Genomic DNA, 20,011 nt, shown 5'->3' with positions numbered 1-20,011 from the left:
ATGAAAGAATACGACACGATTATCATTGGTTCCGGAGTTGGAGGTTTAGCAACAGGTATTTGTCTCGCAAGAGCAGGACAAAAAGTTTTAATCCTGGAGAAGCATTATGTTCCCGGAGGCTGGAGTCACAGTTTTACCCTAAACGGACAGCGTTTTAGCCCCGGCGTACACTATGTAGGACTTCTTGAAGAAGGTTCCTCTACCAATCAGCTTTATCGTGGTTTAGGAATTGCCAATGATCTGGTTTTTTTCCGAATGAATAAAAAAGCCTACGAACATTGCTTAATTGGCGATCAGGCTTTTGACCTGCCCGCCGGAATTGATAACCTTAAAGAAACACTCTCCGCTCATTTCCCTGCTGAAGAAAAAAACATTCACGAATATCTTTCCTTAGTCGAAAAAGTAAGTTATGAACTTCAGCTAATTCCAAAATTAAAAGGCTGGTGGCAAAAAATAACAGTGCCGTTCCGAACCAAACATTTTGGAAAATTTGCCTTGTTCCCCTTAAAAAAAGTCGTAGGATGGCATGTTAAGGATCCGATGCTGAAAGCCGTTCTTAATATTCAGTGCGGTGACCACGGACTCCCGCCCAGCAGAGCCTGCTTCCCGGTACATTGTTCGGTAATGAGTCATTATTTTGATGGCGGTTATTATCCGATGGGTGGCGGCGGCGGTATCGTAAAAGCGATGACCAACGGAATAAAAAGACATGGAGGCGAAGTTCGCGTGCAGCAAAACGTGCATAAAATTATCATCGAAAATAAAAAAGCCGTTGGTATCGAATTTGAAAATGGCGAAAAAATATGGGCCAAAAATATTGTTTCCAATGCCGATCCTTCCATTACGTATTTAAACCTTATTGGAAAAGAACACCTTAGCATCTCCCTGATTAAGAAACTTCAAAAAACAAAATACTCGGTTACTTCATTGATTTTATTTCTGACCTTAGACATCGATGTTACCCAATTTAAAATTGATTCCGGAAACATCTGGATGATGAAAGATGAAAATGACGATGACAATTTTGAAGATTTAATGACTAATAATATTGCGGAAGGCGATTCTTTTCCCGCTGTCTTTATAAGCTGCACCACACTTAAAGACCCTGCCAGTTTTAATGGAAGATACCATAATTTCGAAATTGTCACCTATGTCAATTATGAGCATTTGGATGATTTTAACGGTTTAGACGATTACCACAATGACGCGTACAAAAGCTTCAAGGAAAAAGTCACGAACAAACTGATGAATAATGTCGAAAAAATAATCCCGAATGCGAAACAACATATTATTCAGGCCGAATTGGGAACGCCAAAAACCAACGAATTTTATATTAATTCGACCAAAGGAAATGTATATGGAACCGAAAAAACACTGAATCAGGTAGGTCCTTTTGCTTATAAAAACAAAACCGAGATCGATAACTTATTTCTTTGCGGGGCCTGTACACTTTCACACGGTGTAACCGGAGCCACATATTCCGGTATTGCTGCGGCAGCATTAATTTTAGACTGTAGCCCGGATGATTTGTTGATTGAAGATGCCGATCAGAAAATACGAATTTATGATGCCGAAGATGCTTCGACATGGCCGCAATGGGTGCGTACCAAACGGTCGGACAAAATCCGAAAATTCATTCCAAAAAAATAACTACTTTTGCGATAACCAAAGCCAAATACCGAAATGAAAAATGTTCTTGTCATTTATTATACCCAATCCGGACAACTGGAATCGATTGCGCAGAATATTGCAAAACCCTTCCTGAATTCAGAAGAAATCAAGGTAACTTTTCATGAAATACAATTGGAAAAACCATTTCCTTTTCCATGGGATAAAACGTCTTTTTTTGATGCTTTCCCGGAAACTTTTCTTCAGATACCAGCCGAATTAAAACCGGTTCCGGAAGAAATTTTAAATACAAAATATGATTTAATACTGTTTCATTATCAGGTTTGGTACCTGTCCCCTTCTATTCCAATCAATTCATTTCTGAAAAGTGATTCCGCCAAAAAAATTCTGAATAATACGCCGGTCATCACCATTAGTGGTTCCCGAAACATGTGGATTATGGCACAGGAAAAAATCAAGGTTTTGCTGCAGGAAGCCAATGCTAAATTAGTTGGAAATGTAGCCCTGGTAGACCGAGTTGGAAATCTAATAAGTGTGATTACTATTGTAGAATGGATGTTCTCGGGAGTAAAGAAAAAATATTTGGGTATTTTTCCGTTACCGGGAGTTTCAGACAAAGATATTCAGGAATCAGATAAGTTTGGAGAAGTGATACTTTCTTATTTTAATCAGGATACGCTAGACGAATTACAGCCAAAATTAGTCGCCATTGGAGGAGTAAAAATTAGCCCTTATCTGGTAACAGTAGATAAAACGGCCAACAAAATTTTCAATAAATGGTCAAACCTGATTTATAAAAATCAAAAAAACAGAAAAAAGCTGTTGAAACTATTTTATGTTTATTTATTCCTCGCGATATGGTTAATCTCACCAATAGTATATATATTGCACCTTATTACCTATCCCATTAAGTTAAAAAAAATAAAAAAAGAAACTCAATATTATCAGGGAGTTCAGTAGACGAAATTAGATTATGTTTGAAGTATATATTACCAAAGCTGCAAAATATTTGCCAAATGAAGCTGTTTCTAATGAAGAAATGGAAGATTATTTAGGGCTCATCAATGATGCCGCTTCAAAAGCAAGACGCATTATTTTGCGCAATAATAAAATTACAAGTCGTTATTACGCCATAGATAAAACGGGAAAAAGTACACATAACAATGCCGAGTTAACCCGAAATGCTGTTGTGCAATTGTTTGATGAAAACTTTACTGCACAAGATCTTGAAGTACTTTCCTGCGGAACCTCAACACCTGATGTTTTCCTGCCTTCACATGCTGCTATGGTTCATGGATTATTAAAAAATAAATCGGTAGAATTAAATTCATCCACCGGTGTTTGCTGTGCCGGAATGAACTCCTTAAAATTCGGTTTCCTTTCCGTACGATCAGGAAATTCCAAAAATGCAATTTGTACAGGATCCGAAAGAGTTTCAACCTGGCTGAATGCCCAAATGTACAATCATGAAGCCGCTAATTTAAAAAGCCTGGAAGAACAGCCTATTATTGCGTTCAAAAAAGACTTTTTACGCTGGATGTTATCTGACGGAGCCGGCGCTTTTTTACTTGAAAACAAGCCAAAAGGACCTGTTTCCCTAAAAATCGAATGGATGGAAGCTTTTTCGTATGCGTACGAATTAGAAACCTGCATGTATGCCGGAGGTGATAAATTAGAAAATGGTGAAATCAAAGCATGGAGCGATTATGCCCCGGAAGAATGGCTGAACGAATCTGTTTTTGCCATCAAACAGGATGTGAAATTACTGGACGAATTCATTCTTTCCAAAGGTGCCGAAAGCATGAAGGATGCGATGGTTAAAAACAATATTACAGCCGATCAGGTAGATTATTTTATCCCTCACGTTTCTTCTAACTTTTTTGTGGAAGGATTAAAAAAAGGACTGATGGAGAAAGGAATCGGAATGGCTGACGAAAAATGGTTCATGAATCTTTCGAGAGTTGGAAATGTAGGTTCTGCCTCTATTTATTTAGCTTTGGAAGAATTAATGAATTCCGGCAATCTGAAAAAAGGAGATCGTATTCTTCTATCCGTTCCGGAAAGCGGAAGATTTTCTTTTGCCTATGCGTATTTAACCGTTTGCTAATGGAAACTACTTTACTTTTAGAAAAAGAAGCTGTAGAGAATTTACTGCCACAAAAGTTTCCTTTTGTAATGGTAGATAAAATGTATTCGTTTACCGAAAACTCACTGGTTTCCGGACTGAAGATTAAGGAGGATAATATATTTGCTGACCATAATTTTTTTCTGGAAGCAGGCTTAATTGAACACATGGCCCAGTCTGTAGCCTTACATACCGGATATGACTTCTTTCTGAAAAATGAAAAAGCACCAACAGGTTACATTGGATCTATAAAAGAAATTCAAATTAAGAAGCTGCCTAAAATCAACGATACGATTCAGTCTACGGTAACCATTATACAGGAATTTGCCGGAATCACTTTGGTCGATATCGTAACGACTCTGAACAATGAAGAAATTGCTAACGGACAGATGAAAACCGTTTTAGCCAAATAATGTTTGTATGAGAACTGCTGTTGACATCCAGAATTATTTACCGCACCGGGCACCTATGCTCATGGTCGATTTAATCCTGAATGTGGATGCCAGCTACGTAGAAACCATATTTTTGATAAAAGAAGACAATATTTTTGTCGAAAACAATACTTTTACCGAAGCCGGTTTAATCGAAAATACGGCACAGACCTGTTCTGCTATAGTCGGGAAAAAATATTTTTTTGACGAGAACGGTTCCGAAAATGAAAATATACATGTTATTGGTTTTATCAGTGCCATAAAAAACCTGAAAATACATGTGCTGCCAAAAACCGGCGAGACCATTGTAACCAAAGCAAACCTGGTTTCAAAATTTGAAGGCGACGATTATACTTTATGTACCATGAGCTGCGAAAGCCTGGTAGAAGACAAAATACTTTTAGAATGCGAAATTAATTTGTTCATTCAAAAGACAATTGCACCTGTAGCATCCTAATTTCAATCGTAAATAAAACTGTCATGGAAAAAGAAAAAGTACCACAAGACACAAGCAACTTAACTAAAAACAACGTTAAAGAGCTCTTGTATGCTACCGATGAAAACGGCGATTATACCACAACATTAAGTACCGGTTGGGAACCAAAGACAATCGCACTTTCCAATTCTATTGATGATATTAATGAACGGATTGCCGAAGCAAAAAGGCAGGTTGAAACCGGAGAAGCAAGTCCGATTTGTTATTACATGGAACGCAATAAAATGGATCTGACCATTTTGGCCAGTTATGTCGGAATGTGGAAATGGCGTGTAAAAAGACATTTTAAACCCGCCGTTTTTGCCAAATTAAATACTACTATTTTACAGAAATATGCCGACGCTTTTGAAATATCAATAGCCGAACTAAAAAATATTAAAAAAGACTAATGCAAACTAATTTTACGCATCATCAATCTGCCCATTGTGAGAATGGAGTAGCTTCGAATTTGTTGAAGAACAATGGACTGAACATCAGTGAACCGATGGTTTTTGGAATTGGCTCCGGACTTCTTTTTGTGTATCTGCCTTTTATAAAAGTAAATCATGCCCCTGCAATTAGTTACAGAACGCTTCCCGGACAGATTTTTAACAAACTGGCCAGCCGTTTAAATTTAAAAATAAAAAGACAAAAATTCTCTTCTGTAGCTAACGCAAATGCGGCATTAGATGCGAATTTAAAAAACAATATTCCAACCGGATTACAAGTTGGTGTGTATCATCTGAGTTATTTTCCTGATGAATACCGCTTTCATTTTAACGCTCACAATTTAGTCGTTTATGGCAAAACCGATACCGATTATTTAGTAAGCGATCCTGTAATGGAAAATGTTACGACTTTAACACATGACGAACTGGAGAAAGTACGTTTTGCCAAAGGTGCCTTTGCGCCACGCGGACAAATGTATTATCCGGTTCAGATTCCAAAAGAGGTAGATTTGAAGAGTGCCATCATCAAAGGCATCAAAAATACATGCCGCGATATGCTGGCTCCAATACCAATTGTGGGCGTACGCGGAATTAAATTTGTATCGAAACAAATCAGAAAATGGCCTGTAAAGCACGGCACTAAAAAAGCCAATCATTACCTGGCGCAAATGGTACGAATGCAGGAAGAAATTGGAACCGGAGGCGGTGGTTTCCGTTTTATTTATGCTGCTTTTTTACAGGAAGCTTCGGTTATTCTGAACAATGAAGAACTGAAAGTGCTTTCTAAGGAAATGACCCAAATTGGCGATTCATGGCGCGATTTTGCCGTAGAAGCTTCCCGTATTTATAAAAACAGAAGTGCCAAAGAAGATGCCTACAATGCTATTGCCGATGAACTTCTGGACATTGCCAACAGAGAAGAACTCTTTTTCAAAAAACTTAAAAAAGCAATCAGCTAAATATATTTTGCATCCGATTATAAAAATAGAATCCCTCTCGAAAAAGTACAAAGATGCAGAACTGTATTCTTTGAACGACTTTTCGCTGAACATATACGAAGGTCAGATCTTCGGGTTATTAGGCCCGAACGGTGCCGGAAAAACTACTTTGATTTCCATGCTTTGCGGATTGGTAAAACCAACCTCAGGGCATTTTTCCATTAATGAGCTGAACTACACCAATCATGCTTCAAAAATTAAAAAAATAATAGGTGTTGTACCACAGGAATATGCTTTATATCCAACCTTAACCGCCAGGGAAAACCTGCATTATTTTGGAAGCATGTACGGATTGAAAGGCTCGTATCTGAAAGATAAAGTTGTCGAAACTCTTGATCTTCTAGGGCTTTTGAAATTCGCGGACAAACGTATTGAAACCTTTTCGGGCGGAATGAAACGAAGAGTCAATCTGATTGCCGGAATTCTGCACAATCCGAAAGTTTTGTTTCTGGATGAACCAACGGTAGGGGTTGATGTTCATTCGAAAAATGCGATTATAGATTATTTGAAATTATTAAACCAAAACGGCACTACTATTATATATACTTCGCACCATTTGGCCGAAGCCGAAGATTTCTGTACCAACATTGCCATTCTCGATCAGGGCAGTATTTATGCGCAGGGCACACCTTCGGGCCTGATTGCTTCTACTGCTGAAGCCAGAAATCTCGAAGACGTTTTTATTTCATTAACCGGTAAAAACTTGAGAGATGATATATAAAATCTGGATGTCGGTTGTAAAAGAATTTTTACTGCTTAAACGCGATTTAGGCGGTTTGATTATTTTGTTTATCATGCCGCTGATACTTGTAATCACGGTAACTTTAATACAGGACAGTACTTTTAAAACCATTAGCGATACTAAAATTCCGATTTTACTCGTCGATAATGATAAAGGTTCCGTTTCTAAAACTGTTTTTGATAATCTGGAAAAAAGCAATTTGTTTCGCGTAGTTACTCAGATTGACAATAAACCCATTACAGAAGAAGTTGCCAAAGAAGCGGTTTACAAAGGAAAATTTCAATTGGCAATTGTAATTCCGAAAAACCTGAGTGTCGATTTACAGACCAAAATTGATCAGAACGTCGCCAAAATTGTCAGCAGTATGGGTTTAACTGACAGCACGGCAACGGCAGCGCCTTCGAAAATAATCAAAGAAAAAGAAGTGAAATTGTATTTTGATCCGGCGGTTCAGATGAGTTTCAAAAATGCGGTCATGAGTTCTATTGACAAAATGATTTCGCAAATCGAAACCAAATCAATTTATACCACTTTTCAGAATCAGTTGGGAGAAGGTACAACCTCATTCGAACAAAAGAGTTTTATTACGTTCAAAGAAATCATTCCGAGAATAAACAACAAAGAAATTCGTCCCAATTCGGTACAGCATAACGTTCCGGCCTGGACGCTTTTTGCCATATTTTTTATTGTAATTCCGTTGTCTATCAATATCGTAAAAGAAAAATCACAAGGAACATTTGTACGGTTGTTAACCAATCCGGTCTCTAATCTGATTGTTATCATCGGCAAAACCATTACGTATTCTGCGATTTGTATGATTCAGTTTTATATGATGGTGGCGGTTGCGATTTTTCTGTTTCCGCATATTGGCCTGCCTCCTTTAAATATCGAAGGACATTTGTTTTTAATGAGTGTCGTGGCGCTGTTTTCAGGATTTGCCGCAATCGGATTCGGAATTTTATTAGGAACTGTCGCCAGCACGCAGGAACAATCTGCGCCGTTTGGTGCCACGAGTGTGCTCATTTTAGCGGCAATTGGCGGGGTTTGGGTTCCGGTTTTTGCCATGCCGAAAATCATGCAGGTTATAGCCAAATCGTCACCCATGAACTGGGGACTCGAAGCGTTTTACGATGTGCTGTTGCGCAACGTCACATTATTAGAAATCATTCCAAAAATAAGTTTATTGTTTTTGTTTTTTATCATCACAACCTCCATCGCATTATTTTATGACAAAAAGAAAAGAACAGTTTGACGAAGCCACTGACCTGACGGTAAAGCACGAAATCAGAATTCGTTTTAACGAAACTGATCCGCTTGGGATTGTCTGGCATGGAAATTACATTACCTATTTTGAGGATGGACGGGAAGCCTTTGGCCGACAACACGGACTTACCTATCTGGATATTGGCAACACGGGTTACACAACTCCGATTGTAAAATCAAAATGCGAACATAAATTATCACTCCGTTACGGCGATGTGGTCACGATAGAAACGACAGTAGTAGATACTCCTGCAGCCAAAATGATATACCGTTTTAAAATCATAGATGCAAAAGGCGAAGTAGCCTGTACCGGCGAAACCGTGCAGGTATTTTTAGACGGCGACGGAAATTTAATGCTCACCAATCCTCCTTTTTACGAAGAGTGGAAAAGAAAAGTAGGATTATTGAAGTAAAACACGAATTTCACGAATTAGCACCAATTAAAAAAATAAAATAATCGGTGTAAATCCGCTTAATCTGCAAAATCCGTCTGCAGTTTTACATTACAAAAATTAGAAATGAAAGAAGTATTTATCACCGAAACCAATTGCATAACACCTCTAGGATTTGATGTTCAATCGAATGTCGAGGCAATTCTTAGTGGTGATTCCGGTATTCAGCTGCATGAAGAGGCGTCTTTGATGCCGGTGCCGTTTTATGCTTCCGTTATAAACAATGAAAAACTAAACAGTGCTTTTGAGAAAATCAGTACTGAGACAACCCATTCCCGTCTGGAGAAAATGATGATCCTGGCTTTAGAACCGATTATCAAAAATTCAGGAATTGAATTAAATTCCAAAACAGCATTTCTGCTTTCCACCACAAAAGGAAATGTTACGGCCCTGAAAACGGATTCGGAAGAGAGTTTTCAAAATGCTCATTTAGATGTTCTGGCAAAGAATATTGCCGATTTCTTCGGATTTCAAACGCAGCCCATCGTGGTTTCTAATGCCTGTGTTTCCGGAATTTTAGCGGTTTCCGTAGCCAAAAGATTAATTCAGTCGGAGTTGTATGACAATGTTTTTATCATTGCCGGCGATGAAGTTTCGGAGTTTGTTTTATCCGGATTTAATGCCTTTCAGGCCATGAGTGATCTGCCCTGCAAACCGTATTCTAAAAACAGAACCGGTGTAAGTTTGGGCGAAGCAACGGCCGCAGTTTTAGTTTCAAATAATCCGAAAAATGCCAGAGTAAAAGTTATCGGAGACAGTTCGATAAACGATGCCAATCATATTTCAGGACCGTCAAGAACCGGTGAAGGTTTGTACCGAAGCATTCAGAATGCGTTGAAAGAAGCCCAAATTGAAGCCGACAAATTAGATTATATTTCAGCACACGGAACCGCCACTCCGTTTAACGACGAAATGGAAGCCATTGCCCTAAATCGTTTAGGTTTACAAAATGTACCGATAAATAGTTTAAAAGGATTTTATGGCCATACCTTAGGGGCTTCAGGATTATTAGAAACCATAATCGCCATTGAATCTGCCAACCAGAATGTGCTTTTTGAATCGAAAGGCTTTGATGAAATCGGTTTAAGTGAAACTATAAATGTGATTGAGAAGAATGAAGAAAGAAATATAGATTATTTCCTAAAAACAGCTTCGGGATTTGGGGGCTGTAATACGGCTGTTATTTTTGAGAAGATAAAATGAGAAGTTTAAAAAACTTAAATATTAAAAAAAGTATTGAACTGAATAAATTAGTTTATTCAGAAAATTGGTTTGATAAATTCGATACTGTTACTATATATCTGTTTTTTAGCTCGGGATTTATAATACCTTTTTTAGTTTATTTCGATCCTTATCGTGATTATTCAAAAACCGGAATTGAGTTTTATCTTCTTTTTATTTTTAGTTTATTTTGTGCATTCACAATTTATAGAAAAGCAACTGAAAAACGACTAACTAAAATTGTCAGTAAATACAATGCAGAGGAAAATAAATTACTTATTAATCAATATTGCGAAAAAAAAGGTTTTGAAAAACAAAGAAATTCTGGAAATGTAATAATTTATAATAGTCTTAATTATCTGGCTATTAATCCAATTTTTCAAACAAGTCGGATATTTATTTTATACAAAAATGAAATTTACCTTACAATGATTAAGGAAAATCAAAAAATGAATATCCCTGTACTTTTTTCGCAAATAAGTTTAAGAAAAGATATTAAAAAATTATGCCAACAAAGTTGATGAAATTATCAAGATTCATATTTATAATTCTTCTTCTGCTTTGTTTTTTTGAATGTAAAAAGAAGGTAGTTGACAAACTACAATTTGAAAAAGAGGTGATCAATAATGTCTTTGTTGAAATTGTGGATTCTATATATATGGACAGAAGAACTATTCTTCCTCCTCCAATGCCTGGAATTGACTTTAATACAAATAAAAAAGATACTATTGGTTATAACGATGAATTGAAAAAATACAATCGTGAACAAGACAGTATTAAAAAAGATAAAACTAAAATACTGCTTGGTGTAGATGATTTAGTTGAAAAAATAGGTGGCTTTGATAAAGAACAATTCATCGAAAATTGTCAAAAATTTGAATGCATTTATGATAAGTCAAAAGAAGTAGAAAATTTTAAACTTGACCTAGCTTTTTTTAAAAAAAATAAAAAGTTTAATTTTCAATATCTCTCAAAATTCCCTGCTGTAAATCTCTGGGATTTAGATGACAAAAAAAGTTCTATGCCAGTTGGGGCAATTTGGATTTCAAGAATTCAGTTTAATAAAATAAAAACTCGAGGGATTTTATCAGCGACTGCCGCTTGTGGAGGCGGAAAATGTGGAAGAGGATTTTTAATTATGATTGAAAACAAATCTGGAAAATGGAAAATTAAGAAAATCATTCATACCTGGGTTTCATAAACATAAACCAATTACACTAATTTTCACAGATGATAGTAGTGTAATTTAAAATCATAAAACCAATATGTGCTAATTAGTGGAATTAGTGTTAAACAAAAACAATGACTCAAAAAACCAACATACAATCCTATATCACCATCCAAAACAACGAAATTGTTTTGAACGGCACTTCGGTATTCAAAATTGAACCCACCGATTTTGCGGATTTCTCGAAGCAAGCCTATCGTAATTTTGACCTGCAATACACGAAGTTTTTCAAAATGGATGCTTTGAGCAAACTGGCATTTCTTGGATCTGAATTGCTTTTGAGTCCCATAACTTCTGGGGAACAGGAAAACAATATTGCTTTGGTTTTAGCCAATAAATCCTCCAGTTTAGATACCGATGTAAAGTACCAGGAATCTATTTCAGACAAAGAAAACTACTTTCCGAGTCCGGCGGTTTTCGTTTACACGCTGCCAAATATTTGTCTGGGCGAAATAAGTATCCGCCATCAGCTGAAAAGTGAAAATTCTTTCTTTATATTTGATGCCTTTAACACTGAATTTATGTCGAATTATTCCAATATTCTTCTGAATACGAATAAAGCAGACGTGGTTCTTTGTGGCTGGGTAGAATTTTTTAATGACGATTACAAAGCGTTTCTTTGCACCATCAGTAAAGAAGAAAACACAAAATATACAAACGAAACTATCAATACATTATACAATCAATAATCATGGAAGCATTAAAACTGGAATTAAAAAATAAAATCATTACAACGTTAAACCTTGAAGATATCGCTGTTGAAGATATTGCAGATACTGACGCTTTATTTGGAGATGGTTTAGGTTTGGACTCGATTGATGCCCTTGAATTAATCGTGATTTTAGATAAAGATTACGGAATTAAACTGGTAGATCCGAAAGAAGGGAAAACCATTTTCCAGTCGATCGAATCTATGGCGGCTTACATTAGCGCTAACAGAACAAAATAGATTTTCAGATCGTTAGACTTCTTAGATTTTTAGATTTCTTAGATAAGCATATCCAAAAATCTAATTTTAAAATAGTTTTTTTAAACTTTGGCGAAATAAAAAGAATAGTCTAAAAATCGGGCAATCTAAGAAGTCTTATAATCTAAATTAGCGCTAACAGAACAAAATAGATTTTCAGATCGTTGGACTTATTAGATTTTTAGATTTCTTAGATAAGAATATTCAAAAATCTAATTTTAAAATAGTTTTTTTAAACTTTAGCGAAACAGAAAGAATAATCTAAAAATCCAAAAATCTAAGAAGTCTAAAATTCTAACAATCTAAGAAGTCTAATAATGAAAGGTGTTGCAATAACAGGAATGGGAATTATCTCTTCGATTGGAAATTCAGTTGAGGAAAATTTAGATTCATTATTACATGAAAATCCTGCCATTACCCGTGTCGAGAATATTACAACGATTCATGCCGACATTAATAAGGTAGGCGAAATCAAAAAAACCAATACGGAACTAATTGCGGAATTGAATCTTCCCAGCGATAATAATTTCTCGAGAACGGCTATGATTGGTACTTTTGCAGCCAGACAGGCTGTTGAAAATGCCGGAATTACAGCCATAAACGAATTCAGAACCGGACTTATTTCGGCTACAAGTGTTGGCGGAATGGACATTACTGAAAAATATTATTACGATTATTTCGAAAAACCGGAACTTGTAAAATATATTAGCTGTCATGACGGCGGTGATGTTGCAGATAAAATCGCTGCAGAGTTAGGATTAAAAGGAATGGTAACCACAATTAGTACCGCCTGTTCATCGGCGGCGAACTCCATTATGCTGGGAGCGCGACTGATTAAAAACGGAAAACTGGACCGTGTTATTGTGGGCGGAACCGATGCTTTGGCAAAATTTACCATCAACGGATTTAAGACTTTAATGATTTTATCAGACGATTATAACAAACCTTTTGATAACAACCGTAAAGGTTTGAATCTGGGAGAAGCCGCAGCTTATCTGGTTTTGGAATCCGATGAAGTTGTAAAAAAACAAAACAAAAAAGTCCTTGCCCGGGTTTCCGGTTACGGGAATGCAAACGATGCTTTTCATCAGACTGCTTCTTCGGAAAACGGGGACGGTGCGTACTTAGCGATGAAAAAAGCATTTGAAGTTTCGGGTTTGAAACCTTCTGAAATAGATTACATCAACGTACACGGCACGGCGACTCCCAATAACGATTTGTCTGAAGGCAGGGCGATTCTACGCATTTACGGAGATGAAAAAGTCCCTGATTTTAGTTCGACAAAACCTTTTACAGGGCACACACTGGCAGCAGCAGCAGCAATTGAAGCGGTTTACAGTGTTCTCGCCATTCAGAATAATGTCGTGTATCCAAATATGAATTTCGAAACTCCGATGGAAGAATTTGATTTGCATCCACAAACTGTTGCAAAAAATGCAACTATCAATCACGTTTTATCCAATTCTTTCGGATTCGGAGGAAACTGTTCTACCCTTATATTTTCAAAAAGCGAATGAAAAAAACATATATAAATGGAGTAGGCTGTATTTCGACTCAAAAAACATTTGATACTGTTTTTTTAGAAGAGGCCGTATACAATCAAAATAACAACATTCTTAGCATTGTTTCACCTGTTTACAAAGATTTTATTTCCCCCGCAGCTGCCAGAAGAATGGCAAAAGGGGTCAAAAACGGAATCGTAGCTTCGGCACTGGCCCTGAAAGATGCGCATGCTGAAACTGTAGACGCTATTATTACCGGAACAGGATTAGGCTGTATTGAGGATTCTGAAAAATTCCTGAGAAACATTCTTGACAATAATGAAGAGTTTTTAACACCAACCGCATTTATTCAATCCACCCATAATACTGTTGGCGCTCAGATTGCGCTGACCATGCAGTGTAAAGGGTATAATTTTACCTATGTTAATGGTGCGGTTTCTTTTGAGTCTGCCCTTCTGGATGCTAAAATGCAACTGGAAGAAAACGAAGCCAATTCGATTTTAGTGGGTGGCGTAGATGAGAATGGTGATTATACCATGGAACTTTTTAAATTGGCCGGACGCGTTAAACAGGAAAATGAACAGCCGTTTATGCTTTTAAGTCCAAAAACAATTGGATCCGTTCATGGTGAAGGCGCCGCTTTTTTTGTTTTGGAAAATGAAAAAAAAGACACTACTTACGCCGAAATTATGGATATTGAAATCATAAACACTTTAGAAGAAAACGAAATTGAAACGCACATCACTGCTTTCCTAAAATCTAATAACCTTGAAGTTTCAGACATTGATGCCATCGTTTTAGGTTTTAACGGCGATGTAAAATTCGATTCTTATTACAGAACACTGACCGAAAATGCTTTTTCAGATACCCCTCAGTTGTATTACAAACATTTGTGCGGCGAGTACGATACGGCTTCTGCTTTTGGATTATGGATGGCGTCAAAAGTTATAAAACTGCAGGAAATTCCGGAAATTGTAAAAGTAAATTCAGTTCAAAGACCCGCTTACAAGACGGTCTTATTATACAATCAGCTGAGCGGAAAAAATCATAGTTTTACGTTACTGTCAAAATGATAACGCATAAAAACATTTCGATATTTTTTATCTTTTTATTGCTATCACTGGTTCTTGTGAACTTTTATACTGCAATTGACGGGGCATGGTTTATCGCAATTGTTTTGATCTGGCTGGGAATTAATGCTTTTGGTTCTTCTCGAATTTCATCAGGTTATCATGTAAAGGCATTCTGCAATAATCCATCTGAAAAGGAAAAAAAAATAGCTTTAACTTTTGATGACGGACCTGGTCCTTTTACTTTGGAAGTTTTAGAACTGCTAAAAAAATACAATGCAAAAGCTACTTTTTTCTGTATCGGGAAAAACATTGAAAACCATCCTGAAATCGTAAAACAAATTATAGCCGAAGGTCATTTGGTTGGAAATCATTCTTACAGCCACTCGCCTTTTTTTGATTTCTACAATGCTGCAGCAATTGCCGAAGAACTTCAAAAAACAGATTCTCTTTTAGAAAAATTTACTCCCGGAAAAATAAATTTCTTTCGCCCTCCTTATGGTGTCACTACACCTTCCATCCGAAGGGCCTTAAAAATTACCGGGCATCAGGTTATTGGCTGGAATATCAGATCACTTGATGGCGGAACAAAAGATCAGAATTTAATTTTCAATCGTATTATAAAACGTATTTCTCCCGGGGGAATCGTACTTTTGCATGATACGGCGGCACACTCTGTTTTGGTACTGGAACGGTTTTTGCAATTTTTACAGCAAAACAATTACAAAGTAATTTCAACAGAAGAACTTTTGAATCTTAAAGCGTATGAAATCGACATAAATCCTATTGATCAAAAATAAGGCAGAATGCCGATTCCTTGTTCTTTTACAAATATAAACACACATGAAAACTAAAATATATCTCTTTCTTTTATTATTGAACATTGGCAACTTCGCCTTTGCCCAGGAACAAAAAATGTCTGATGCCGAAATTGCCGCTTTTAAACAAGACGTAAATGTAGTATCCAAAAAAATTAAAACCCTGAGTACCGATTTTGTACAATACAAACATTTGGATTTTTTATCGAAGGACATTGAAACTTCCGGAAAAATGATTTTTAAGGAACCGAATATGCTGCAGTGGCAATACAAAAAGCCCTACAATTACAGTATTGTTTTTAAAAACGGAAAAATCCTGATTAACGACGAAGGAAAGAAAAGTGCCGTAGATGTTGGAAACAGCAAAATTTTTGGCCGCATCAATAAATTAATTGTAGGGAGCGTAAGCGGCAATATGTTTGATGATAAAGAGTTTACGATTTCTTATTTCAAATCAAAAGGACAAAACCTTGCCAAATTCATTCCGAAAGATGCCACGCTGAAAAAATACATCAAACAGATTGAACTGACTTTCGATAAAGAAGAAGCAACGGTAGTGCAGGTAAAACTATTGGAATCCTCTGAAGACTATACCCGAATTGTACTTAAAAACAAAGTGATCAATGCAAAAATCGACGATTCAGTATTTACTAATTAATTGCGTACTCGGAATTGTTTTAATTTCCTGTGGCTCGGTCACAAAAAATTATTCCAAAAAAAAATTAGACAAAACGTCTTACGAAGCTCCGTATTTTTCAAATCCCAAAACAGATTATGTGTATAAAACCAATATCACGGTTTACGGAAATGAAATCAGCGGCATTTTCATTGCCAAAAAAATAAATGATACGGTACACCGAATCGTTTTTACTACTGAATTTGGCAACAAATTGTTAGACTTTGAAATTTCCGAAAAGAGTTTTAAAGTTAATTCGATTGTTTCAGAATTAGACCGTAAAATCCTGATTAATACTTTGAGAGAAGACTTTCGATTGTTGCTGAAAAAGGAATATTTAATTCAGGAACAATTTGAAAACGAATCAGATAACATCTATAAATCGGCTGATGGCAAGAGCGATAATTATCTGTTTCTTTCCAAAAAAGACCAGAAATTAGAGAAAGTGGTTCATGCCTCCCAAACAAAAGAAAAAATAACCCTCACATTTAGTTCAGAAAACAATATTTTTGCCGAGAAAATTGAGATTATTCATCATAACATTAAATTAAAGATTGTATTAAATTATTTTAAGTCAGAATAGAAAATTTAAACGAATCATAAACTTTAAATCAAACCAAAATGAAAAAATTAACCGTAATTGCTTTTATTTTATTTACAGGTCTTGTAACATCAAATGCGCAGGTAACTGTAAGCCCGGGACTTCGCGGAGGTTTAAACCTTTCAAACTTATCCAATATTGATGATAATGGTTTTAAATCCGATTTTTATGTTGGTGGTTTAGTCGATATAAAATTCAATAAGTTTTTTAGCCTTCAGCCTGAATTGACTTATTCAAGACAAGGTTCTGAAGGAAGATATTTTGATAATCAAAACCCGGATTTTGGGACACCTGCAAAATATGAATTAAATTATCTTACGGCCGGTGCTGTTGCAAAATTTCACTTCGGCGGAAAAGGCTTTCACATTTTGGCGGGACCATCAGCTGATTTTAAAATAAGTGATAATTTTGGCCAATACGGTTTTGACCCGATTGATTTTGATTTTTCTGTAGTTGCCGGATTAGGGTATACCTTACCAAACGGATTAACTTTTGAAGCCCGATTTAAACAAGGATTAATTGATATTTATGGGTATGATGGTCTTAATTACGATAATAACGGAGATTATTATTATAATGATGTCATCTTAAATCAGGTATTCCAGATTGGTATTAGTTATACGTTTAAAGTAAAATAAAATATTTTGAGTCTAAAAAAAATATGCATCGCCATAGTTGCTTTTTTTGCAATACAGCAAACACAAGCTCAAATTACTTTTAAACCAGGTTTGAGAGGAGGCTTTACGTTTTCTACTATTTCAGAAACGCATGCTGATTATAAAACCGATTTTTATATTGGTGGATTTGGAGAAATAAATATAAAAAAACATTATGCCCTGCAACCTGAAATCACCTATTCCAGACAAGGATCTAATAATGTAACAAGAAATTATACTGACGATAATACAGGGATAGAAAGAACAGAACGCCGTGATTTACAACTCCACTATTTGTCATTTGCGCTTATTAATAAATTTACATTCGGACCCGGAATTCAAATACAATTCGGACCCGCTGTGGATGTCTTAGTAAATGATAATTTAGCCCGCAGAAAAACAAATAATGATTTAGCCTTTATTACCGGTGTTGCTTATAAATTGTCTTCAGATTTTACCATTGAAGCCAGAGTTAAAAAAGGAGTGCTTGACGTATTAGACAGTAATTATTACCATAATGACCGTAATGATTATTATTTTTTTGGAGATTACAACACCAATGTCAATTTTCAGTTAGGAATTTCCTATTCTTTTGGAGAAAAAAAATAAAAATAAGTGCCGCATATACATTCGGAAAAAAATAAAATTATGGTTTTAAAAGACTTCTATAAAGTTCTTTCAGAAGAAAAAACAGGAGATACTAGATATAATATTCGTATATTGGTTAATGCCAGTCATGATGTTTTCAAAGGTCATTTTCCCGGAAACCCAATTATGCCGGGTGTTTGCATGATTCAGATTATTAAAGAACTGACAGAATCAATTACTAAAAGTACTCTGATGATTCAAACACTGACAAATGTAAAATTCATGGCATTGATCAATCCTGAAACGAATCCGGAATTACTTTTAGAACTGGATATCACAACCACAGATGATGATTTGGTAAAGGTGAAAAACACCACCTGTTTTAACGATACGGTTGCTTTAAAATTGAGCAATGTGTATAAAAAAATATAATTATGAAATTATTACTGTCATTACTGCTATGGATAAATTTTACGGGGACCCCGGATTTGGCAAGCATTCGTAAAATGTATACTACTGCTCCGAAATCAGAGGCTTCTGCCAAAGATTTTGCAGCAAAACTTTCGGACATTTCTGCCTCTGATGAAAAAATATTAGTCGCCTACAAAGCAGCTTCGATTTTACTGGATTCTAAATTCGAGAAGAAATTAAGCCAAAAAATGGAGCGTTTTAAAGAAGGTGCAAAATTATTGGAATCGACTATTGCAAGTGAACCAAACAATATCGAAATCAGAATGATCCGCCTGAGTATTCAGGAAAATGTACCCGGAATTACCGGTTACAGGAAAAACATCAAGGAAGACATAAAATACATCACAGCACATTATAGCGAGCAGAATGCTGCTTTAAAAGGATATCTAAAAGACTTTGTCCTGCAATCTAAAAGTTTCTCTAAAAAAGAGAAGCAATTTGTGCAGTAGACGAAGAAACCAACTGCAATGAAACCTGTAATACCACAACAAGAACTCCTTCCAACCATTAATTTTTGTGTAATTGTACCGACGTACAATAATCACAAAACATTAAAAAAAGTGCTGGATTCTATTTTAGATTTTACATCAAATGTCATTATAGTCAATGATGGCTCGACTGATGAAACAAGCGAAATTTTAAAACAATACGCGCAGTTGACTCAAATTCATCACGCCAAAAATTCCGGAAAAGGAATGGCGTTGCGGAATGGTTTCAAAAAAGCAATTCAAATGAATTTTGAATATGCCATTACAATCGATTCAGACGGACAGCATTTTGCCTCCGATATTCCGGGTTTTATTACTGAAATTCAAACTCAGCCGAATTCTTTATTGATCGGAAGCCGAAACATGACACAGGAAAATGTGCCTAAAAAAAGCAGTTTTGGTAATAAATTTTCGAATTTCTGGTTTTGGTTTGAAACGGGAATTAGACTTGACGACACACAATCGGGTTTCCGGTTGTATCCGTTGCAGCTGATCCCGAAAAAATACTATACCAATAAATTTGAATTTGAAATTGAGGTTATTGTCCGTTCCGCCTGGAAAGGAATTGTGGTAAAAAATATTCCGATTCAGATTTTATATGATCCTGTAGAAAGGGTTTCACATTTTCGTCCGTTCAAGGATTTTACGCGAATCAGTATTCTGAATACTGTTTTGGTAATCAATACACTGCTGTACATTAAACCCAGGGATTTTTTCAGAAAAGCAAAAAAAAAAGGCTTTAAGAAATTTTTTCTCGAAGATATTTTAGAAAGCAGTGATTCTGATTTCAAAAAAGCCGCTGCAATTGCATTGGGAATTTTTATTGGAATGTCTCCTTTTTGGGGCTTCCAGACGATATTGCTTTTATCTTTTGCTACTTTATTCAGGCTCAATAAAGTCATTGCTTACTTGTCATCCAATGTAAGCTTTCCTCCTTTTATTCCCTTCATTATTTACGGTTCCCTCAAGATGGGAAGCTATTTTGTATCGGGTGAAACTTCTTTGGTGTTAGACAGTTCACTTACACTGGACGATATTCAGAAAAATGCAACGCAATATATCGTAGGAAGTCTTATTTTAGCATCCGTTTCTGCGTTGATTGCAGGACTTTTAAGTTATTTGCTTTTAACCTTTTTTAGTTCCAGAAAAAACAAAAAATAA

The 20,011-nt window shown here is 36.0% G+C and carries 25 protein-coding genes; all 25 read left to right on the top strand.

The window, feature by feature from the left end; translation table 11 throughout:
* Positions 1–1,650, top strand: a complete 1,650-nt coding sequence (locus GJU43_RS08785) for an NAD(P)/FAD-dependent oxidoreductase (protein WP_154340395.1) — start codon at positions 1–3, stop codon at positions 1,648–1,650.
* A 33-nt stretch (positions 1,651–1,683) separates the two neighbouring features.
* Positions 1,684–2,589, top strand: a complete 906-nt coding sequence (locus GJU43_RS08780; RefSeq protein ID WP_154340394.1) for a dialkylrecorsinol condensing enzyme DarA — start codon at positions 1,684–1,686, stop codon at positions 2,587–2,589.
* A gap of 13 nt (positions 2,590–2,602) precedes the next feature.
* On the top strand, positions 2,603–3,736 hold the full coding sequence (locus GJU43_RS08775; protein WP_154340393.1) for a beta-ketoacyl-ACP synthase III: 1,134 nt from the start codon (positions 2,603–2,605) through the stop codon (positions 3,734–3,736).
* Entirely contained in the window at positions 3,736–4,167 is a 432-nt protein-coding gene (locus GJU43_RS08770) for a hypothetical protein (RefSeq protein ID WP_154340392.1), read from the top strand. The genes GJU43_RS08775 and GJU43_RS08770 overlap by 1 nt, the downstream gene beginning before the upstream one ends.
* A 7-nt stretch (positions 4,168–4,174) precedes the next feature.
* Positions 4,175–4,642: an ABC transporter permease gene (locus GJU43_RS08765; protein ID WP_154340391.1), complete on the top strand. Its 468-nt coding sequence runs from the start codon at positions 4,175–4,177 to the stop codon at positions 4,640–4,642.
* 23 nt (positions 4,643–4,665) lie between these two features.
* Positions 4,666–5,070, top strand: a complete 405-nt coding sequence (locus GJU43_RS08760; RefSeq protein WP_154340390.1) for a hypothetical protein — start codon at positions 4,666–4,668, stop codon at positions 5,068–5,070.
* Complete coding sequence (locus GJU43_RS08755; RefSeq protein WP_154340389.1) at positions 5,070–6,068, top strand: BtrH N-terminal domain-containing protein; 999 nt, start codon at positions 5,070–5,072, stop codon at positions 6,066–6,068. The genes GJU43_RS08760 and GJU43_RS08755 overlap by 1 nt, the downstream gene beginning before the upstream one ends.
* 7 nt (positions 6,069–6,075) lie before the next feature.
* On the top strand, positions 6,076–6,828 hold the full coding sequence (locus GJU43_RS08750) for an ABC transporter ATP-binding protein (RefSeq protein ID WP_154340437.1): 753 nt from the start codon (positions 6,076–6,078) through the stop codon (positions 6,826–6,828).
* Positions 6,818–8,101 carry an ABC transporter permease gene (locus GJU43_RS08745; RefSeq protein ID WP_195760031.1) on the top strand — a complete coding sequence of 428 codons (1,284 nt, stop codon included), beginning with the start codon at positions 6,818–6,820 and terminating at the stop codon, positions 8,099–8,101. Before GJU43_RS08750 ends, GJU43_RS08745 begins: the two co-directional genes overlap by 11 nt.
* Positions 8,076–8,525 (top strand): thioesterase family protein, encoded by a 450-nt coding sequence (locus GJU43_RS08740; protein WP_154340388.1) that lies wholly within the window; start codon positions 8,076–8,078, stop codon positions 8,523–8,525. The genes GJU43_RS08745 and GJU43_RS08740 overlap by 26 nt, the downstream gene beginning before the upstream one ends.
* Positions 8,526–8,630: 105 nt before the next feature.
* Positions 8,631–9,767: a beta-ketoacyl synthase gene (locus GJU43_RS08735; protein ID WP_154340387.1), complete on the top strand. Its 1,137-nt coding sequence runs from the start codon at positions 8,631–8,633 to the stop codon at positions 9,765–9,767.
* Positions 9,764–10,306 (top strand): hypothetical protein, encoded by a 543-nt coding sequence (locus GJU43_RS08730; RefSeq protein ID WP_154340386.1) that lies wholly within the window; start codon positions 9,764–9,766, stop codon positions 10,304–10,306. The genes GJU43_RS08735 and GJU43_RS08730 overlap by 4 nt, the downstream gene beginning before the upstream one ends.
* On the top strand, positions 10,291–10,986 hold the full coding sequence (locus tag GJU43_RS08725) for a hypothetical protein (protein WP_154340385.1): 696 nt from the start codon (positions 10,291–10,293) through the stop codon (positions 10,984–10,986). The genes GJU43_RS08730 and GJU43_RS08725 overlap by 16 nt, the downstream gene beginning before the upstream one ends.
* Positions 10,987–11,087: 101 nt before the next feature.
* Positions 11,088–11,702 carry a 3-oxoacyl-ACP synthase gene (locus GJU43_RS08720; protein WP_154340384.1) on the top strand — a complete coding sequence of 205 codons (615 nt, stop codon included), beginning with the start codon at positions 11,088–11,090 and terminating at the stop codon, positions 11,700–11,702.
* A 2-nt stretch (positions 11,703–11,704) separates the two neighbouring features.
* A complete protein-coding gene (locus GJU43_RS08715) occupies positions 11,705–11,962 on the top strand; it encodes a phosphopantetheine-binding protein (RefSeq protein ID WP_127338137.1) in 258 nt (85 codons plus the stop codon).
* Positions 11,963–12,297: 335 nt separating this feature from the next.
* A complete protein-coding gene (locus GJU43_RS08710) occupies positions 12,298–13,497 on the top strand; it encodes a beta-ketoacyl-[acyl-carrier-protein] synthase family protein (protein ID WP_154340383.1) in 1,200 nt (399 codons plus the stop codon).
* Positions 13,494–14,555 carry a beta-ketoacyl synthase N-terminal-like domain-containing protein gene (locus tag GJU43_RS08705; protein WP_154340382.1) on the top strand — a complete coding sequence of 354 codons (1,062 nt, stop codon included), beginning with the start codon at positions 13,494–13,496 and terminating at the stop codon, positions 14,553–14,555. Before GJU43_RS08710 ends, GJU43_RS08705 begins: the two co-directional genes overlap by 4 nt.
* Before the next feature lie 56 nt (positions 14,556–14,611).
* Positions 14,612–15,352, top strand: coding sequence for a polysaccharide deacetylase family protein (locus GJU43_RS08700; protein WP_370455557.1), 741 nt, complete (start codon positions 14,612–14,614; stop codon positions 15,350–15,352).
* 43 nt (positions 15,353–15,395) lie between these two features.
* Complete coding sequence (locus tag GJU43_RS08695) at positions 15,396–16,028, top strand: outer membrane lipoprotein carrier protein LolA (RefSeq protein WP_154340380.1); 633 nt, start codon at positions 15,396–15,398, stop codon at positions 16,026–16,028.
* Positions 15,994–16,629, top strand: coding sequence for a hypothetical protein (locus GJU43_RS08690; RefSeq protein ID WP_154340379.1), 636 nt, complete (start codon positions 15,994–15,996; stop codon positions 16,627–16,629). Before GJU43_RS08695 ends, GJU43_RS08690 begins: the two co-directional genes overlap by 35 nt.
* Before the next feature lie 38 nt (positions 16,630–16,667).
* On the top strand, positions 16,668–17,285 hold the full coding sequence (locus tag GJU43_RS08685) for a porin family protein (protein ID WP_154340378.1): 618 nt from the start codon (positions 16,668–16,670) through the stop codon (positions 17,283–17,285).
* Positions 17,286–17,291: 6 nt separating this feature from the next.
* Positions 17,292–17,912 (top strand): outer membrane beta-barrel protein, encoded by a 621-nt coding sequence (locus GJU43_RS08680; protein WP_154340377.1) that lies wholly within the window; start codon positions 17,292–17,294, stop codon positions 17,910–17,912.
* A 39-nt stretch (positions 17,913–17,951) separates the two neighbouring features.
* Positions 17,952–18,323, top strand: a complete 372-nt coding sequence (locus GJU43_RS08675; RefSeq protein WP_154340376.1) for a 3-hydroxyacyl-ACP dehydratase — start codon at positions 17,952–17,954, stop codon at positions 18,321–18,323.
* A gap of 2 nt (positions 18,324–18,325) precedes the next feature.
* Positions 18,326–18,811 (top strand): hypothetical protein, encoded by a 486-nt coding sequence (locus tag GJU43_RS08670; RefSeq protein WP_154340375.1) that lies wholly within the window; start codon positions 18,326–18,328, stop codon positions 18,809–18,811.
* A gap of 18 nt (positions 18,812–18,829) precedes the next feature.
* On the top strand, positions 18,830–20,011 hold the full coding sequence (locus tag GJU43_RS08665; protein WP_154340374.1) for a DUF2062 domain-containing protein: 1,182 nt from the start codon (positions 18,830–18,832) through the stop codon (positions 20,009–20,011).

It is taken from the genome of Flavobacterium sp. LC2016-23 (genome assembly GCF_009674775.1).
Classification (GTDB): Bacteria; Bacteroidota; Bacteroidia; order Flavobacteriales; family Flavobacteriaceae; genus Flavobacterium.
Note: the sequence above shows the minus strand (reverse complement) of the source record. Positions and strands in the feature narration are given on the sequence as shown.

Coding starts and splice junctions, on each gene's coding strand:
- GJU43_RS08775 (WP_154340393.1), top strand. CDS start 2,603: ATGTTTGAAGTATATATTACCAAAGCTGCAAAATATTTGCCAAATGAA.
- GJU43_RS08785 (WP_154340395.1), top strand. CDS start 1: ATGAAAGAATACGACACGATTATCATTGGTTCCGGAGTTGGAGGTTTA.
- GJU43_RS08685 (WP_154340378.1), top strand. CDS start 16,668: ATGAAAAAATTAACCGTAATTGCTTTTATTTTATTTACAGGTCTTGTA.
- GJU43_RS08770 (WP_154340392.1), top strand. CDS start 3,736: ATGGAAACTACTTTACTTTTAGAAAAAGAAGCTGTAGAGAATTTACTG.
- GJU43_RS08735 (WP_154340387.1), top strand. CDS start 8,631: ATGAAAGAAGTATTTATCACCGAAACCAATTGCATAACACCTCTAGGA.
- GJU43_RS08720 (WP_154340384.1), top strand. CDS start 11,088: ATGACTCAAAAAACCAACATACAATCCTATATCACCATCCAAAACAAC.
- GJU43_RS08690 (WP_154340379.1), top strand. CDS start 15,994: ATGCAAAAATCGACGATTCAGTATTTACTAATTAATTGCGTACTCGGA.
- GJU43_RS08725 (WP_154340385.1), top strand. CDS start 10,291: ATGCCAACAAAGTTGATGAAATTATCAAGATTCATATTTATAATTCTT.
- GJU43_RS08755 (WP_154340389.1), top strand. CDS start 5,070: ATGCAAACTAATTTTACGCATCATCAATCTGCCCATTGTGAGAATGGA.
- GJU43_RS08715 (WP_127338137.1), top strand. CDS start 11,705: ATGGAAGCATTAAAACTGGAATTAAAAAATAAAATCATTACAACGTTA.
- GJU43_RS08745 (WP_195760031.1), top strand. CDS start 6,818: ATGATATATAAAATCTGGATGTCGGTTGTAAAAGAATTTTTACTGCTT.
- GJU43_RS08670 (WP_154340375.1), top strand. CDS start 18,326: ATGAAATTATTACTGTCATTACTGCTATGGATAAATTTTACGGGGACC.
- GJU43_RS08730 (WP_154340386.1), top strand. CDS start 9,764: ATGAGAAGTTTAAAAAACTTAAATATTAAAAAAAGTATTGAACTGAAT.
- GJU43_RS08780 (WP_154340394.1), top strand. CDS start 1,684: ATGAAAAATGTTCTTGTCATTTATTATACCCAATCCGGACAACTGGAA.
- GJU43_RS08705 (WP_154340382.1), top strand. CDS start 13,494: ATGAAAAAAACATATATAAATGGAGTAGGCTGTATTTCGACTCAAAAA.
- GJU43_RS08710 (WP_154340383.1), top strand. CDS start 12,298: ATGAAAGGTGTTGCAATAACAGGAATGGGAATTATCTCTTCGATTGGA.
- GJU43_RS08675 (WP_154340376.1), top strand. CDS start 17,952: ATGGTTTTAAAAGACTTCTATAAAGTTCTTTCAGAAGAAAAAACAGGA.
- GJU43_RS08760 (WP_154340390.1), top strand. CDS start 4,666: ATGGAAAAAGAAAAAGTACCACAAGACACAAGCAACTTAACTAAAAAC.
- GJU43_RS08695 (WP_154340380.1), top strand. CDS start 15,396: ATGAAAACTAAAATATATCTCTTTCTTTTATTATTGAACATTGGCAAC.
- GJU43_RS08665 (WP_154340374.1), top strand. CDS start 18,830: ATGAAACCTGTAATACCACAACAAGAACTCCTTCCAACCATTAATTTT.
- GJU43_RS08740 (WP_154340388.1), top strand. CDS start 8,076: ATGACAAAAAGAAAAGAACAGTTTGACGAAGCCACTGACCTGACGGTA.
- GJU43_RS08765 (WP_154340391.1), top strand. CDS start 4,175: ATGAGAACTGCTGTTGACATCCAGAATTATTTACCGCACCGGGCACCT.